Source organism: Jiangella muralis (genome assembly GCF_001270745.1).
Taxonomy (GTDB): Bacteria; Actinomycetota; Actinomycetes; order Jiangellales; family Jiangellaceae; genus Jiangella; species Jiangella muralis.
Genome location: NZ_KQ434753.1, coordinates 92,299 through 107,519, shown reverse-complemented (window position 1 = coordinate 107,519; position 15,221 = coordinate 92,299). Strand labels below are relative to the sequence as shown.

The following is a 15,221-nucleotide window of genomic DNA, read 5'->3' as shown; positions in this document are numbered from 1 at the left end:
CCGTCATGCTCTCACGACGGCGAGGGCGGCCAGCCCGGCGCCGGCCAGCTCGGTACGGACGACGGAGAGCGCGAACTCACGGCCGGCGCGGTCGCCGGGCGGGTCGAGCAGCTCGGCCGCGAACTCGGTGAGGTCGCCCAGCGCGCGGACCGCCCGGTAGTAGGCCAGCCGGTCCGGGTCGACGCCGGCCGGGCCGTAGCCCGCGGTGAACCAGCCCAGCTCGCGTTCGCCGACCGGTGCGTACCCCGGCAGCCCGCCGACGACGAACATCAGGTCGCGCTCCGGCGGGGCCAGCGCCGCATCGTCCCAGTCGATCAGCCAGACGGCGCCGTCGGCGCCGAGAAGCACGTTGCCCAGGTGGCAGTCGGTGTGACAGATCACCGCACGGGCCGGACGCTCGCGCAGCCGGGCGCCCAGCACGGCCGCCCGCGCCGTCAGCGCGCCGAGCAGCTCCGCACCGTCGCGCCACGCCGCGGCCAGCCCGCGCACGAGGTCGTCGCCGGCGCCGCCCGGCCCGCCGTCCCCGGCGGCCAGCCGCGCGGTCACGTGCGCCGTCGCCGTCAGCACCGCGTCGGGCCGGTGCTCCTCGACCGGCAGCTGCCGCGCGACGGCGTCGTCCGGCGGCACCGCGTGCACCCGCGCGAGCAGCGCGCCGTACGCCGTCCACTGCTCCGGCGTCAGGCCGGCGTCGACCGCCCGCGCGTCGCCGACCCACGGCTGCAGCGACAGCCGCCGCCCGCCGCGCTCGGACCACAGCCCGCCGTCCAGCGTCGGGACCGGCGCCGGGACGCCGCCGACGCCCAGCTCGGCCAGCCGCGACGGCAGCAGCAGCCCGGCCGCCGACCCGCCGCCGGTCCACTTCACCGCGTACCGTGCGTCGCCGGCTCGCGCCATCCACACCGCGGCCGCCGCGTCGGCGCCGTGGCCGATCGGCGTCACCTCGTCGAGAACGACGCCGAAGTCGGCGCGGACCCGCTCACGTAGCTCTCCGGGCGTCATCCGGCCGTGACCGTGGGCTCGTGCCGCACCGGCATCCGCACCGACGACGCCAGGAAGCACAGCTCGTGCGCCCGCTCGTGCAGCGCCACGGCCTGCTCCACCATCGACGCGTCGGCGACGGTGACGACCGGGCGGAGCACGACCTCGGTGAACGCGCCGCCGCCGTCGGGCGTCAGCTCCAAGGTCCCGCCGGCGGTGTCCTCGTAGCCGGTGACGACCACGCCGGCCACCGCGCACAGGTGCAGGTACTGCAACAGGTGGCATTCCGAGAGCGCGGCGACGAACAGCAGCTCCGGGTTCCAGCGGTCCGCCTCGCCGCGGAACGCCGGGTCCGAGCTGGCCGCCAGCACCGGCCGGCCGTCGGCGGTGACGTCGTGCGCGCGGGAGTAGCCGCGGTACGACGCGGTGCCGGCGCCCTGGTCGCCGGTCCAGCGGACCGTCGTCGTGTATTGGTGCCTCGTCATCGGCGCTCCTCCCCGGGTGGCTACGCTGCGAGCATGACAGGCTCCCGTGTGGTCGCCGTCGGCCACCACCAGCCCGAGCGCGTGCTCACCAACGCCGAGCTGGCCACCATGGTCGACACCAGCGACGAGTGGATCCGCTCCCGGGTCGGCATCGAGACCCGCCGCGTCGCCGCCGCCGACGAGACCGTCGACGCCATGGCCGCGAACGCCGCCGCGAAGGCGCTGGCCAACGCCGGCCTGACGGCCACGGACATCGACTACCTCGTGGTCGCCACCTGCACCGCCATCGACCGGTCGCCGAACATGGCCGCCCGGGTCGCGGCGCGGCTGGGCATGACGACGCCGGCCGCCATCGACGTCAACACCGCCTGTTCCGGGTTCACCCACGCGCTGGCGACCGCCGACCACGCGATCCGCGCGGGCGCGGCGTCGAAGGCGCTGGTGATCGGGTCGGAGAAGCTGACCGACTTCACCGACTGGACCGACCGCTCCACCTGCGTGCTGGTCGGCGACGGCGCGGGCGCGGTGGTGCTGGTGGCCGCCGACGAGCCGGAGGTCGGGCCGGTGACGTGGGGCTCGGTGCCGGAGATGGCGAACGCGGTGCGCATCGAGGGCCGTCCCGGCACGTTCGGGCAGGAGGGCCAGGCGGTGTTCCGCTGGGCCACCACCGAGCTGCCGCGCATCGCCCGGCAGGTGTGCGAGCGCAGCGGCGTCGCGCCGGAGGACCTCGGCGGTGTCGTGCTGCACCAGGCCAACCTGCGCATCATCGAACCGCTGGCCAAGCGCCTCGGCGCGGTGAACGCCGTCGTCGCCCGCGACGTCGTCGAGTCCGGCAACACGTCGGCGGCGAGCATCCCGATCGCGCTGTCGAAGCTGGTCGAGCGGCGCGAGCTGCCGGTCGGCGCGCCGGTGCTGCTGTTCGGCTTCGGCGGCGGGCTGTCCTACGCGGGGCTGGTCATCCGCTGTCCGTGACCGGCCGGTCCAGCCGGTAGACGTAGTGCAGCGGGTCGTCGACGGGGTTGTCCGGCTCCATCGGCCCTTCGGCGACCCGGCGGAACCCGGCCCGCTCCAGCGCCCGCCACGACCGCCTGTTCGCGGCGACGACGGCGACCAGCAGCGCGGGCACGCCGGGCTGCGTCCGCCAGGTGTCGTCGACGACGTCGCGGATCATCGCCGTGCCGACGCCGCGGCCGACGCGGTCCTGATCGCCGACGAGGTAGTCGATCGTGGCCGCGCCCTCGGGGACGTCGGTGAGCGCGGCGAACTCGTCGCGGTACTCGGCGAAGTCGGCCAGCCGCGACCGCTGCACCAACCCGATCGGCACGCCGTCGTCGAGGGCCAGCAGGTCCTCACCCGGCTCGGCGCCGTCGGCGGTGCCGCCGAAGTCGCGCTCGAGGTCCTCGGGACCGGTGTCGTGGTTCCACCAGCGGGCGACGTGCGGCTGCTCGAGCCAGCGGCCCAGCAGCGGGAGGTCGGCCCGGGTGACCGGCCGGAACGTGAACGTCACGAGCGCAGCCACGCCGTGCTCCAGGCGTCGTCGGCGCACCGGTCGCGCAGCGCGGCGAGCGCCCGGAGCATCGTCTCGCGGTCGTCGCCCGGACCGACCGCCGCCAGCAGGTCGTCGGCGCCGGCCCGCAGGTCGCGGCCGACGGCCCGGGCCAGCCGCCGCCCGGCCGCCGTGACCTCGATGCGGTTGGAGCGCCGGTCGAGGTCGTCGACGCGGCGGAACAGCAGCGCCCGCCGTTCGAGGTCGTCGAGGTCGGCGACGATGCGGTTGCGGTCGTAGCCGATGGCGCCGACGATCTCGCGTTGCGTGCGGCCCGGCGGCTCGGCGGCGGCGCGCAGGACGGCGCACTGCCACGATGTCATTCCGTGGCGGCGCGCGACGGAGGACTCCAACGCGGCGAGCGCCTTGGCGAGTGGAAGCACCAGGCCGGCGAGGTCTTGGCCGGCCGTGCGCGTAGCGGCCATCGTCCCAGCGTAGGCGAGGGGTCGGAGAGATGACCTGACCTGCGGATGCGCCTCAGAACTGCTCGCCGGGCCGGACCGTCGACCCCGTGACCCGCAACCCGTACTGGTCGATGACGTGGCACGTGTGGTCCTTCTCCTCCGCGTGCGTGCGTGCCGCGTTCTCGGCGGTCGAGTAGCGGGAGAAATCGCGGCTGGTCCACGGGCAGGTGGGACAGTGAGCACGGTATCGAGCGGCGTCCACGCACCAAGACGTTAGCGGCGGCGGCGCCACCTCGCGCGCGGAACGGCTCAATGGGTGAGACGACGTTTTCGTTCTGAACGTGTCAGGACGCCGGACCGCTACCGAACCGGACCCGTCGCACGGCCACCGTGGCGGACACCACGGCGACGGCGATCGCGGCGGCGGCCAGCGCCGGCGCCAGCCACAGGCCGCCGTCGGGGACGAGGCCCTCGCCGCGCGCCCAGGAGAACGGCACGACGGTGGTCAGCGCGGCCAGCACCCCGAGACCGGCGCCCAGGCCGCCCGTCACCAGCGCCTCGACGACGACGGACGCGCGCACCGTGCGCGGCCGTGCGCCGACCAGCCAGAGCCGCCGCAGCTCGGCGCGGCGGTGCGCCACCGCGGCGGCCCAGGCGTTGACCACCATGATGGTGGCGAACAGCGAGATCATCACCACGACCACGACGTTGAGCAGGGCGGTCACGTCGTCGGCGCCGCCGGTGCCGGCCATGGTGCGCACGTCGACGTCGACCAGCATCAGGGTGCCCACCGAGGCGCCGGTCAGCACGATCACCGGCGCCATGGTGGCGCTGAGCAGCTGCGACCGGCGGGCCGCGTTCGACAGCGCCAGCTCGGCCGCCGCGCCGCGGCCGCGGAACAGCCCGGCGACCCGCCGCAGCAGCACCGGCGCGGCCACCGCCAGCCCGATGCTGACCAGCACGCAGGCGTTGCCGGCCGTCATCATCGCGTCGTAGGGGTCGTCGGAGTGGGCGGTGACGGTCATCGTCACGACGCCGAAGCCCACGCCGTACAGCACCAGCGCCGCGGCGAGGATCAGCCGCCAGCGCGGCAGCCGGGTGGCGCCCACCTGCTCGGCCCGCGCCTCGCGCACCGGGGCCCGGCTGGCCTTGGCGACGGCGAACGACGCGGCCGGGCGGGTCACGAAGACGACCGCGACGACCGTGGCCAGCAGCGGGATCGCCCGCCCGCCCGGCGCTGCCCGTTCTCGTCCTCAGCCAGCACGTCGAGCCGATCTACGCGCGCGACCTGCTCGCCGACGGCCAGGGCTCCATCGGCTACCTGCTCAAGGACCGCGTCGCGGACATCGACGGCTTCCTCGCCGCGGTCCGGCAGGTCGCCGCCGGCGGCACCGTCCTCGACCCCGAGGTCGTCGCCGGCCTGCTGGCGAACCGCCCCGACCCGGTCGATCGCCTCACCGACCGCGAGCGCGAGGTGCTGACGCTGATGGCGCAGGGCCGCTCCAACGCCGCCATCAGCGCCCGCCTGCACGTGTCGGAGGGCGCGGTCACCAAGCACATCAACAGCATCTTCACCAAGCTCGACCTCCCGCAGGCGCCCGACGACAACCGCCGGGTGCTCGCCGTGCTGGCCTGGCTCGACGGCGCCGGCGGCTGAGCCGGCGCTGCCCCGTCCGCCGGGCTCGCCGGTCGTGGCCGTTCGTGTGACTGCGCGACACACGGCATTGAATTGCCGGGATTCGTCCCCGTACGATCTGCTCGTGCCGCCGAACGAGATCGACCCGCCGTCCGTGGAAGCCGCGGGCAATCGCCTCGTCGCGGTCGCCCCCGACGCCGACTACGCCCAGCCCGACGTCTACGGGCCCGACCTCTCCGCCATGCGCAACGACGACTCGGTCACCGAGGCGCGGGTCAAGGCGGTCGAGGTGCTCCAGGTGCTGCACAGCCGCGCCGACCATCAGGGCCGGCTCGATCTGGCCGCCTACGACGAGTACAAGGACATCTGACGCCGTGTGGTTCGAGAAGCCCGACCCGTTCGAGCACGACGCCGACGTGTGGGCCGAGCAGGCGACGGGGTTCGACAAGGCCGCCGAGGCCGCCCAGGCCATCGCCGACGACACCTCCACCGCGGCCACCGAGGCGGTCTGGAAGGGGCCGATGCCCGAAGAGCGCCTCAACCGCATGCTCCAGCAGGCGAAGGACGCCACGCAGATGGCCGACTACCTGGGCCAGATGGCCTCCGCCTGCCGGACCATCAGCGACGAGGCCGAGACCGCGAAGACCGCCATCGACGAGCTGCGCAAGGAATGGGACGAGGGCACGCTGTTCGACCGCATGGGGTCCGAGGGCGAGGCCGACGACATCCGCGGCCAGTTCGCCGAGCGGACCTCCGGCGCGCGCGGCGACCTCGACCTGCTCGCGCAGTCGATGCAGCCGGTCATCAACGTCGGTGACCCGCTCGACTACCTGTTCAGCCCCATCCAGGCGCCCGGCATGCCCGACATGGGCGAACAGCTCGACCAGGACGCCGCCCAGGAATACTTCGAGACCGGCAAGCTGATCGACCCGGCCCAGGTCCAGGCGATCGAGGACACCATCACCGGGGTCTCCGACGGCGAGGACCCGCCGTCGAACTGGGACGAGTGGGCGGTGACCAACGGCTACTCCGCCGACGAGGTCCAGGCGGCCCTCGACAACCTCGACGACGAGGAGCGCGCGGCGCTCAACCAGTGGCTGGGCGACAACAAGGGCGACCCCGACAACGAGCAGCCCGATCCCGGCCAGCCGTCCCTCGGCCTCAGCTCGTTCCTCATGCGCAACATGAGCGCTGAGCAGGTCCAGGAGTTCCACAACGACGTCCCCAACCTCGAGCCGACGCTGCACGGCGACGCCGACGGCTGGGTCGACGGCGACGTCGACATGTCACCCGACACCGACTTCACCGACGGCGGCAACGGTTTCACCGACATCGACCAGGGCGGCATCGGCGACTGCGCCACACTGACCTCCATCGCCGCCGCCCAGGCCGCCGACCCGACGTTCCTGGACCGGCACATCCAGGAGAACCCGAACGGCACCTACACGGTCACGGTGTACGACGAGAACGGCAGCCCCGTGCAGGTCACCGTCAACGGCTTCGTCCCGGCCGACGGCGGCAATCCGGCCTACAACGGCGACGAGCTCGACGGCGAGATCACCTGGGCGTCCATCTACGAGAAGGCCATGGCGCAGTACCAGGGCGGCAACTACGTCGAGATCGACGGCGCCTACACCCCGGACCGGCTGGAGACGACCACCGGCACCGGCAGCGACAAGACCGAACTGCCGTTGCCCTTCTTCCTCCCGCCCGAGCTCAAGTTCCAGCAGATGCAGGAGGCGTTCGAGGACGGCAAGCCGATCGTCCTGGGCGGCGGTGGCCACGCGTACTCCGTCGTCGGGTTCGACGACGACGGCAACGTTCTGGTGATGAACCCCTGGGGCGGTGAGGGTAGCGTCGTCGCGATGACCCCCGACGAATTCAACTCCGGTCAGTTCCCGGAGCCGGCCGACGACTGGCCCGAGTTCACCTATGTGGCGGTGACGAAATGAGCGCACGACCGCGCGAGGGCGGCGGGCTCGCCACGGTGGCCGTCGACCTCGTCGACCCGCCGGCCGACGACCCCACCGTGCACACGCGCACGGCCAAGGCGCGCGTCGTCGCCGGTGCTCCCGCGGGGACCAACCTCTCGATCATCCACATCACGGCGCCGGTCAGCCAGCGTCCGTCGATCCAGGTCGGTTCGGCGCCGGACCGCGAGACCGCGCCGTGGGCGCACCTCACCACGTCGGGACTGTGGAAGGACGTCACCGTCGCCGGTGACCGCGCCACGCTCACCTACCGGCTGGCCTGGAGCCCGACGCCGAAGCGGTCGCTGCAGCGCGGGACCAAGGTCGCCGTCGTCTACACCGACGACGTCGCGGTCGGCGACACCGTCACGCACGGGCCGCTCAGCTATGAGGTGCTGGGCATCACCGACACCGGCGACGTCGCCACCAGCCACGTCGACCTCGCGGTCCGCTTCGACCCGTCGGTCCCGCTCACCGAGGACACGCCCTGACCACCCGTCGCGGACGGACGCTCGCCGCGGCCGCGGCCGCCGCCGCGGTGCTCGCGCTCGGCCTCGCCGGCTGCGGCGACGACGCGGGCGACACCGGCGCGTCGGCGAGCCCGACGCTGGGCGAGGGCGAGATCCCCGACGGCGAGCCGACGGAGCCGACGGTCGCGATCGACCTGTGCGAGCCCGACGTCGAGGGCGACACCATCGGCGACCGGTCCGACTTCGCGCTGGTCGCCTGCGACGCGCCGGCCGGCAGCAACCTCTCCATCGTCCACGTCACCCCGCCGGCCGGCCAGGACGTCGCCGTCCAGGCCCGCTCCGCCGCCGGCGACGCGACGCCGCGGGTCACCCTGCAGGCGACAGGCCTCTGGCCCGACGTCGGCACCGGCGTCACGGTCATCGACGGCGATACCGCGACGTTCGAGTACACGCTGTTCTGGTACGCCGAGGGCGCCACCACCGAGACCCGGGTCGAACGCGACTTCGCCGACGAGGTCGCCGCGGGCGACACCGTCACCCACGGCCCGCTCAGCTACGAGGTCCTCGGCGTCACCGACACCGGAGACCCGGAGACCAGCCACCTCGACCTCGCCGTCACGTTCGACCCGGCCGTCCCGCTGGAGTGACGCCGCCCGACGCGGGGCCGGGCGGCGGAAACAGCTGATACCTGCTGGTGCCCGCGGTAGGAATCGAACCTACGGCCTTCTGCTCCGGAGGCAGACGCTCTATCCCCTGAGCTACGCGGGCTCGGGCTTGAGAAGGGTATCAGCAGCGGACGGCGCCGAGCGAACGCGTCGCCGTCACGGCAGGGTGAGGATGCGCGGCCCGTCGTCGGTGATGGCGACGGTGTGCTCGACGTGCACGCTGCGGCTGCCGTCGTTGGTCACCAGGGACCATCCGTCGTCGGCCATGTGGTAGCCGTCGCGGCCGCCGGCCAGGAGGCTGGGCTCGATGGCGATGACCAGCCCGGGCCGCAGGTCCAGGCCGCGGCCGGCGCGGCCCTCGTTGGGCACGAACGGCTCCTCGTGCATGGCCCGGCCGATGCCGTGACCACCGAAGTCGTTCTGCATGCCGTAGCCGGCGCCCCGGCCGACGGCGGACATGGCGTGACCGATGTCACCCATGTGGCCGCCCGGCTGGGCCGCGGCGATGCCGGCGGCGAGGGTGCGCTCGGCGGTCTCGATCAGCGCGGCGTCCGCGACCGACGCGGTGCCGACGACGAAGCTGACGGCGCCGTCGGCGTGCCAGCCGTCGACGTGGGCGCCGCAGTCGACGCTGAGCAGGTCGCCGTCGCGCAGGCGGTACGACGTCGGCAGGCCGTGCAGCATGACCTCGTTCACCGACGTGCAGATGACGCCCGGGTACGGCGTGGCGCCGAACCTCGGGTGGTAGCCGAGGAACGACGACCCCGCGCCGGCGCCGTCGATGACCTTGCGGGCCAGCTCGTCCAGCTCCGCCAGTGACACCCCGGGCGCGGCCTGTGCCCGCACCTCCGCGTGCACGGCGGCGACGACGCGGCCGGCGGCCCGCATCGCCTCGATCTGGGCGGCGGTCTTCAACTCGATCATGCGGCTTCCTCGCGGTCGTGGAGCCTGGTCGCGATAACTATACCGGTCGGCGCATGGTCCGGCCGTGCGGAACGCATGGCACGGAGGTGACGCCGTGCATCTACGGCGCCGCGCGGATCGGCCGGAGCCTGGGGACATGACAACGACACCCTGGTACCGGCGGATTGCCGCACGCTGGCCCACCGCGCTCGCCCTCGGCATGTCCACCCTGATGGCCGGCGGCGCCGGCACCGACGACGGGACGTGGATGTTCGCCGGGATCCTGCCGCTGCTGCCACTTCTGTACCTGGTTGTCGCGACGTTGGAGCGACGGCGCGCGACGTGGCCGTTGCTGGCCGCCGGGTTCGCGGTGATCTTCCTGCTCCGCGCGCTCGACCTGATCTCGTCCGGCGTCGTGTTCTGGGCGGTCGCGCTGGTCGTGCTGGTGTGGAACGCCATCGGCGGGCGGTTGTGGCGGGACGGGACGCTGCAACTGCAGGCGGTGGGCATGCTGGTGTTCGGCGGTATCGGCCTGGCCGGGCTGGTCGTCGACCCGGAGCTGGGACGGTATCTGGTGGCGGCCGGGTGGTTGTTCCACGGCGTCTGGGACGTCGTGCACCTGAAGCTGAACCGGGTGGTGGCCCGCTCGTTCGCCGAGTGGTGCGCCGTCGTCGACGTCGCGGTGGCGGCCGGGCTGGTGTTCCAGCTCTAGGGTGAATCGCCCAAGTCTCGGCCGTAGCGAGCGGCGTCCAGGTGGATGCCGATGATCAGGTGACGTATCGCTCAGGTTCGCCGCGGCTTTGTCACTTGATCGTTTTGTGTCCGCATCGTGGAGATGATCAGGTGACATAAACGCGCGAATGCCGGGCGGTTTCGTCACCTGATCGTTTCGTCAGTCGTCCGTCCTCGCACCTTGCGAGTCATCCACCTGGGCGGTGCTCGCTACGGCCGAGACCCGGCAGCTGCATCTAGGTGGCCTCGACGGCGGTGCGGAGCAGCGCGACGGCCTCGTCGACGTGGTCGGCGGGGAGGGCGCCGAAGCCGAGCAGCAGGCCGCGGTACCGGCCGGTCAGCGTGAGGTCGGAGATCGCGGCGACGCTGACGCCGGCCGCGGCCGCGCGCCGGGCGACCTGGACGTCGTCGAGGCGGGGGTCGCGGAACAGGGCGGGGACGTCGAGGCCGGCCGGGGTGGGGTGGACGACGATGTGCTCGCCCAGGCGCCGCGTCGCCTCGGCGATCATCCGCTCCCGTCGTTCGGCGTAGACGGCCCGCATCCGCCGGACGTGCCGGGACAGCTGCCCGTCGCGGACGAAGGCGGCGGCCGCCAGCTGCACCGGCGTCGGCGGCCCCGGGTCCAGCACCCGCTGCGCCTTGTGCAGCGCGGCGTGCAGGGGAGGGGGCGCGACGAGGTAGCCGACGCGCACGTCGGGGCGCAGCAGCCGGGCCAGCGAGCCGACGTAGAGCACGCGGCCGGACGGGTCCAGCGCGCGGAGCGGGTCGAGCGGGCGTCCGATGTGGCGGAACTCGCCGTCGTGGCCGTCCTCGACGATGATGCCGTCGGCCCGCACGGCCCAGTCGAGCAGCGCCCGCCGCCGGCCGTCGGACAGCGTCAGGCCGAGCGGGAAGTGCCGGGCCGGCCGGGTGTAGACGCAGCGCACGCCTGACGGGATCGCGTCCACCACCAGCCCGTCGCCGTCGGCCGGGACCGGGATCACCCGCAGCCCGAGGCTGGTGAACAGCGCCGCGACGTCGCGGTGCCCGGGGTCCTCGACGGCGACCAGCTCGCCGGGCTCCAGCAGCACCCGCGCGGCCAGCTGGACCGCCTGCCGCGACCCGGTGGTGACGACGACGTCCTCCGGCTCGGCGTCGATCCCGTGGACGACGCCGAGGTGCCGGGCCAGCGCCGAGCGCAGCGCCGCGGGTCCACCCGGCCCGGCCGCCGTCCGGAGCGCGTCGGCGTTCGTGTGCCGCGACAGCTCCGAGCGCCACGTCGCGAACGGGAACTGCCGCGGGTCCGGGCGGCCCGGGCGCAGGTCGAACCGGACGTCGGCGGTCGCGACGCTGCGCGACGCCGGCAGCGTGGCCCACAGCCGGGCCGGCCGCAGCGGCGACTCCGGCGGCGCCGCCCGCGACCGTCTCGCCGGGCTCGCCGTCACGAACGTCCCCACCCCGACCCGCCCCTTCACCAGTCCCTCGGCGAGCAGCCGGTCGTACGCCGTCCCCACCGTGGTGCGGGACACGCACAGCTGGGCGGCGAGGTCGCGGGTCGACGGCAGCAGCTGGCCGTGTTCCAGCAGGCCGTCCAGGATCGCCTGCCGGATACGCCGGTGGATCTGGCCGCTGAGGTCGCGGTCGCCGGCCAGGGGGACGTGGAGGTTGATCCGGCGTGGCAAGGAGCGGTCCCATCGGCTACGAGTGGTCTGACGGCAGCAGCCAACTCGCGTGTGGCGTCGCGGCGGCGTCGCGACGACTTCACCCCTGGCGTCGGCGCGGGCCACGTGTCCGGTCCGTGACCGTCCGCCGCTCGACCGGCGCGATTGGCCCTTGGTGGCCGCCGGGCGCCGGCCGTGGACTCGTGCCGTGCCGACCGGCACCGTCACCGCACCCGAGGAGACCGTCATGTCCGTCACCACCCGCCTGCGCCGCCGCGCCGCCGGAGTCCTGGCCGCGGCCGGCTGCGCCGCCGCCTCGCTCGTGGCCGCCGCGGGACCAGCCGACGCCGCCAGCCTCTGGCACTGCCAGGGCACCACCACCACGGAGACGTGCACCCGCGTCACCAGCGCGCCGGCGTCGGGCGTCAAGGTCTACGACCGCATCACCGGCCGCACCTACACGCTCTACAACGGCAACACCGTGTACATCCGCTACTGGTACCGCGATACCTCGGGCCTGTGTGGTGTCAACGGCGACCCCTACGTCTGGCAGGCCTACTGGACCAGCTCGGACGGCCAGCAGCACCGGGTGATGATCGGCGACTACTACCTCGCGACCGGCCCCGAGTCGTACTGGAGGGACTTCCGGAGCCCGTACGGCGGCACTCTCGCCAACTGGTACGGCGGCACCGGGAGCGGCACCTGCAATGTGTTCCGTCCCGGCAACTGACGGAGCTCAGCGCAGCGCGGCGGCCAGCGCGCCCGCCCGCGGGTCGTCGGTGTCGCGCAGGATCGCCATGGCCTCGTCGTAGGCCGCGCGGGCGTCGTCGGGGCGGCCGGTCGCCGTCATCACCTCGACGGTGGTGAGCAGCACGTCGACCAGGCCGTCGGACGCGGATATCGACCGCAGCACGGCGGCGGCGCGCCGGCAGTGGTCCTCGGCCGCGGCGTAGTCGCCGAGGGCCGAGTAGCTCTCGGCGAGGTTGCCCAGCGACATGCCCTCGATGATCCGGTTGCCGCCGGACCGGGCCAGCGCGAGCGCCTGCGCGGTGTGCTCGATCCCCTCGGGGTGGCGCTCCAGCGCGGTCAGCGAGTTGCCGAGATTGAGGTGCAGCGCCGCCAGGTTGGGCGACAGCATCGACCGTTGCGGGTCGGTGGCCTCCCAGTGCCGGGCCGCGTTCAGGGCGGCGGTGAACTGCTCGACGGCGCCCTCGACGTCGCCGCTGTGGTGGACGGCGACGGCGAGGTTCATCCGGACGACGGACTCCGTGCCGGGGTCGCCGGCCGCGCGGCAGCCGTCCAGGGCCCGCTCGAACCAGACGGTCGCCTCCGGCCGCCACGACTGCCTGAGCGCGGTGCCGAGCCCGTTCTCGGCGATGTACAGGGCGGCGGGGTCGACGTGGGCGGCGGCGTCGACGGCGAGCCGGGCCAGCTCGACGTGGTCGTCGCTGTGCGCAGCCAGCAGCAGGAACCGGCCGAGCTGCCAGGCCATCCGCCAGGCATCGCCGTAGCGGCCGGTGTCGTGGGCGCGGCGGGCGAGGAATGCCAGCGTCCGGGCCTCGGCCGCGCACCAGGCCCGCGCGACGACCGGGTCGTCGAAGCGCAGCGGCGGGACGGCCGGCGCGGGGAAGTAGAGCGTGGCGGCGCGGTGGTCGATCGGCTTGACGACGTCCATCGCGTTGCGCAGCGAGTACAGGTACCAGTCGACGCAGCGGGCCTCGGCCGCGTCCAGGTCGCGTTGGTCGTCCTCGATCTCGGCCCGTTCGGCGGCGTAGCTGCGCATGAGGTCGTGGCACCGGTACCGGCCGCCGGAGGCCGTGGCGAGGTGGAGATCGGCCAGCCGGTCGAGGACGCGGGTGGCCCGCGGCAGCGGACGCCTGGTCACGGCGGCCACCAGCTCGGGCCCGAAGTCCACCGGCAGCAGCCAGGCCATCGTCCGGAAGGTGCGGGCGGTGCCGGGATCGAGTGCGGCGTACGACCACGAGAACACCGAGCGCATGCTGATCAGCGGGTCGTCGCCGTCCTCGTCCAGCGCGTCGAGGCGGCTGCGTTCCTCGCGTAGCCGCGGGATCAGCCGCTCGGCGCCTTGCTCGTGGTGGGCGGCGACGTATTCGGCCGCGATGACCAGCGCGAGCGGCAGCCGTCCGCACAGCTCCGCCAGCTCGGCGAGGACCGGCTCGGGGAGCGTGACGCGGTGCCGGCGCAGTCGCACCCGCAGCAGCGACGTGGCGTCGGCGACCGTCACCTGGTCGACGAGCACGCCGCGGGCGCCCTCGCGCGCGGACAGCCCGCGCAGCGCGCCGCGGCTGGTGATGATGGCCCGGCCGGCGCCGCCGGGGAGCAGCGGCCGGACCTGCGCGGAGTCGCGGGCGTTGTCGAGCACGACCAGGATGCGGCGGTCGGCGACCAGCGAGCGGTACAGCCCGGCCCGCGCGTCGACGTCGTCGGGCTGCTGCTCCGGCGGCACGCCGAGGCTGCTCAGCAGCGAGCGCAGCGCCGCACCGGGCTCCAGCGGCGCGTCGGCGGAGAAGCCGCGCAGGTCGAGGAAGAGCTGGCCGTCCGGGAACGCCGACTGCGTGCGGTGTGCCCAGTGCACGGCCAGCGCGGTCTTGCCGGCGCCGCCCGGACCGGTCAGGGTGGCCAGCCGCGCACCCGCGGCCGCCGGGTGGCCGACTCCCATGGCGTCGTCGAGCTGGGCCAGCTCGCGCTCCCGGCCGACCAGCTCGAGGTCGCCGGGGAGCTGACGGATCAGCGGCGGCGCGGCCGGTGCGGCGGGGGCGGCGGTGGCGGCGGGGGACGCCGCGGGAGCGGGCTGGCGCAGCAACCCCGCGTGCAGCCGGCGCAGCTCCGGCCCGGGGTCGACGCCCAGCTCGTCGGCCAGCCGGACCCGGACGGCCTCGTACGTGGTGAGCGCCTCGGCGCCGCGGTCGGCCGCCTCGAGCAGCCGCAGGTGCCGGGCCCACAGCGACTCGCGCAGCGGGTGCCGCTCGGTCTCGGCGCGGACCCGTTCGGCGATGCTGCCGGCCAGCCCGGCGTCCGGACCGGCGTTGCAGTCGAGCAGCAGGTCGGTGGCGCGTTCCAGCGCCTGCAGGTACCGCTCGGTGAGGCGCGGCGCCTCGATCTCCTCCAGCCGGCCGGCCGCGGCGTCGCCGTACGGGCGACCGCGCCACAGCCGCAGCGCCTCGGCGATGGTGCGCAGTTCGGCGACCGGATCGGCAAGGCCGCCGGTCCGGTTCAGCAGGCGGTCGAACCGGAGCACGTCGACGTGGTCGGGGTCGATGGTCAGCGCGTAGCCGGGCGGCCGGCTGACGATCGACGCGGTGCCCAGCTGGCGGCGCAGCCGCAGCACCAGCGTCTGCACCGTGCGCCGCACCGACTGCGGCGGGTCATCGCCCCACACGAGGTCGCCGAGGGTGTCGGCCGAGATCGCGGTACCCGCGGACGACGCCAGCGCGGCCAGCACGGCGCGCTGGCGGTCACCGGCCAGGTGCACCGGCCGCCCGCCGACGAGCAACTCGAACGGGCCTAGCAAACCGATGCGCACCTGCGAACCCACCGGCACAGCATTGCGGGTCGGACCCGGCGTGTCGACTCGCTACGCGGACGTCGCCGGACGAAGCGGCGCGGGTTCCCGGCCACCGGGACGCCGAGCCATCGGTCGTCGGCCGGATTCGAATGTGTGAATTTCCGGCGAACGCAGTCAGCGGTCGTGAATGTCACGTTGAACGGGGAACGCTGTACAAAGCGTCGTCACGTCGGGTCAAGGTGCTAGTCGCCGCGCGATGCTGCTGG

At 74.1% G+C, this 15,221-nt stretch carries 16 protein-coding genes, 1 tRNA gene and 1 pseudogene; 8 read left to right on the top strand and 10 right to left on the bottom strand.

Features of this window, described 5'->3' with window-relative positions; translation table 11 throughout:
• Positions 1-3 precede the first annotated feature (3 nt).
• Positions 4-999 (bottom strand): aminoglycoside phosphotransferase family protein, encoded by a 996-nt coding sequence (locus ACW62_RS06275; protein WP_053203238.1) that lies wholly within the window; start codon positions 997-999, stop codon positions 4-6.
• Positions 996-1,463, bottom strand: coding sequence for an OsmC family protein (locus ACW62_RS06270; protein ID WP_053203237.1), 468 nt, complete (start codon positions 1,461-1,463; stop codon positions 996-998). Before ACW62_RS06270 ends, ACW62_RS06275 begins: the two co-directional genes overlap by 4 nt.
• A 33-nt stretch (positions 1,464-1,496) precedes the next feature.
• On the opposite strand from ACW62_RS06270, the gene ACW62_RS06265 reads away from it, so the two are divergent.
• Positions 1,497-2,435, top strand: a complete 939-nt coding sequence (locus ACW62_RS06265; protein ID WP_053203236.1) for a beta-ketoacyl-ACP synthase III — start codon at positions 1,497-1,499, stop codon at positions 2,433-2,435.
• On the opposite strand, the gene ACW62_RS06260 is transcribed toward ACW62_RS06265, so the two are convergent.
• From ACW62_RS06260 to ACW62_RS06245, 4 genes are all read right to left on the bottom strand, one after another.
• A complete protein-coding gene (locus ACW62_RS06260; protein WP_205629169.1) occupies positions 2,419-2,982 on the bottom strand; it encodes a GNAT family N-acetyltransferase in 564 nt (187 codons plus the stop codon). The genes ACW62_RS06265 and ACW62_RS06260 overlap by 17 nt on opposite strands.
• Positions 2,967-3,434: a MarR family winged helix-turn-helix transcriptional regulator gene (locus ACW62_RS06255; RefSeq protein WP_053203235.1), complete on the bottom strand. Its 468-nt coding sequence runs from the start codon at positions 3,432-3,434 to the stop codon at positions 2,967-2,969. Before ACW62_RS06255 ends, ACW62_RS06260 begins: the two co-directional genes overlap by 16 nt.
• Before the next feature lie 52 nt (positions 3,435-3,486).
• A complete protein-coding gene (locus ACW62_RS06250; protein WP_053203234.1) occupies positions 3,487-3,675 on the bottom strand; it encodes a hypothetical protein in 189 nt (62 codons plus the stop codon).
• Positions 3,676-3,757: 82 nt separating this feature from the next.
• The gene (locus tag ACW62_RS06245) at positions 3,758-4,597 is read right to left on the bottom strand and encodes an FtsX-like permease family protein (protein WP_053203233.1); all 840 of its coding nucleotides are present in this window, start codon (positions 4,595-4,597) and stop codon (positions 3,758-3,760) included.
• Positions 4,598-4,641: 44 nt separating this feature from the next.
• Between ACW62_RS06245 and ACW62_RS36465 the strand changes: the two are divergent.
• The 5 genes and pseudogenes from ACW62_RS36465 to ACW62_RS06220 form a co-directional block, all read left to right on the top strand.
• Positions 4,642-5,070 (top strand): annotated as a pseudogene (locus ACW62_RS36465) (LuxR C-terminal-related transcriptional regulator); the annotation flags it as partial.
• A 103-nt stretch (positions 5,071-5,173) separates the two neighbouring features.
• Positions 5,174-5,419 carry a hypothetical protein gene (locus ACW62_RS06235; protein ID WP_053203232.1) on the top strand — a complete coding sequence of 82 codons (246 nt, stop codon included), beginning with the start codon at positions 5,174-5,176 and terminating at the stop codon, positions 5,417-5,419.
• Between the two features lie 4 nt (positions 5,420-5,423).
• The gene (locus tag ACW62_RS06230; RefSeq protein WP_053203231.1) at positions 5,424-7,001 is read left to right on the top strand and encodes a C2 family cysteine protease; all 1,578 of its coding nucleotides are present in this window, start codon (positions 5,424-5,426) and stop codon (positions 6,999-7,001) included.
• Positions 6,998-7,510: a hypothetical protein gene (locus ACW62_RS06225; RefSeq protein ID WP_053203230.1), complete on the top strand. Its 513-nt coding sequence runs from the start codon at positions 6,998-7,000 to the stop codon at positions 7,508-7,510. The genes ACW62_RS06230 and ACW62_RS06225 overlap by 4 nt, the downstream gene beginning before the upstream one ends.
• A gap of 47 nt (positions 7,511-7,557) precedes the next feature.
• A complete protein-coding gene (locus tag ACW62_RS06220; RefSeq protein ID WP_053203229.1) occupies positions 7,558-8,136 on the top strand; it encodes a hypothetical protein in 579 nt (192 codons plus the stop codon).
• Positions 8,137-8,181: 45 nt separating this feature from the next.
• On the opposite strand, the gene ACW62_RS06215 is transcribed toward ACW62_RS06220, so the two are convergent.
• Positions 8,182-8,257 (bottom strand) — tRNA-Arg (locus ACW62_RS06215).
• Positions 8,258-8,310: 53 nt separating this feature from the next.
• Positions 8,311-9,078 carry a type I methionyl aminopeptidase gene (map, locus tag ACW62_RS06210; protein ID WP_053203228.1) on the bottom strand — a complete coding sequence of 256 codons (768 nt, stop codon included), beginning with the start codon at positions 9,076-9,078 and terminating at the stop codon, positions 8,311-8,313.
• A 136-nt stretch (positions 9,079-9,214) separates the two neighbouring features.
• Here map and ACW62_RS06205 point away from each other — a divergent pair, with 136 nt between their 5' ends.
• Positions 9,215-9,769 carry a hypothetical protein gene (locus tag ACW62_RS06205; RefSeq protein ID WP_053203227.1) on the top strand — a complete coding sequence of 185 codons (555 nt, stop codon included), beginning with the start codon at positions 9,215-9,217 and terminating at the stop codon, positions 9,767-9,769.
• Positions 9,770-10,025: 256 nt separating this feature from the next.
• On the opposite strand, the gene pdxR is transcribed toward ACW62_RS06205, so the two are convergent.
• On the bottom strand, positions 10,026-11,450 hold the full coding sequence (gene pdxR / locus ACW62_RS06200) for a MocR-like pyridoxine biosynthesis transcription factor PdxR (protein ID WP_053203226.1): 1,425 nt from the start codon (positions 11,448-11,450) through the stop codon (positions 10,026-10,028).
• 187 nt (positions 11,451-11,637) lie between these two features.
• Between pdxR and ACW62_RS06195 the strand changes: the two genes are divergently transcribed.
• The gene (locus ACW62_RS06195; protein ID WP_053203225.1) at positions 11,638-12,159 is read left to right on the top strand and encodes a hypothetical protein; all 522 of its coding nucleotides are present in this window, start codon (positions 11,638-11,640) and stop codon (positions 12,157-12,159) included.
• 6 nt (positions 12,160-12,165) lie between these two features.
• Here the strand turns inward: ACW62_RS06195 and ACW62_RS06190 are convergent, their stop codons facing one another.
• The gene (locus ACW62_RS06190; RefSeq protein ID WP_053203224.1) at positions 12,166-14,985 is read right to left on the bottom strand and encodes an AfsR/SARP family transcriptional regulator; all 2,820 of its coding nucleotides are present in this window, start codon (positions 14,983-14,985) and stop codon (positions 12,166-12,168) included.
• Positions 14,986-15,221 lie beyond the last annotated feature (236 nt).

Bases quoted from the DNA above. Each gene is read 5' to 3' on its own strand.
- ACW62_RS06275 (WP_053203238.1), bottom strand. From the start codon at position 999: ATGACGCCCGGAGAGCTACGTGAGCGGGTCCGCGCCGACTTCGGCGTC.
- ACW62_RS06270 (WP_053203237.1), bottom strand. From the start codon at position 1,463: ATGACGAGGCACCAATACACGACGACGGTCCGCTGGACCGGCGACCAG.
- ACW62_RS06265 (WP_053203236.1), top strand. From the start codon at position 1,497: ATGACAGGCTCCCGTGTGGTCGCCGTCGGCCACCACCAGCCCGAGCGC.
- ACW62_RS06255 (WP_053203235.1), bottom strand. From the start codon at position 3,434: ATGGCCGCTACGCGCACGGCCGGCCAAGACCTCGCCGGCCTGGTGCTT.
- ACW62_RS06225 (WP_053203230.1), top strand. From the start codon at position 6,998: ATGAGCGCACGACCGCGCGAGGGCGGCGGGCTCGCCACGGTGGCCGTC.
- map (WP_053203228.1), bottom strand. From the start codon at position 9,078: ATGATCGAGTTGAAGACCGCCGCCCAGATCGAGGCGATGCGGGCCGCC.
- ACW62_RS06205 (WP_053203227.1), top strand. From the start codon at position 9,215: ATGACAACGACACCCTGGTACCGGCGGATTGCCGCACGCTGGCCCACC.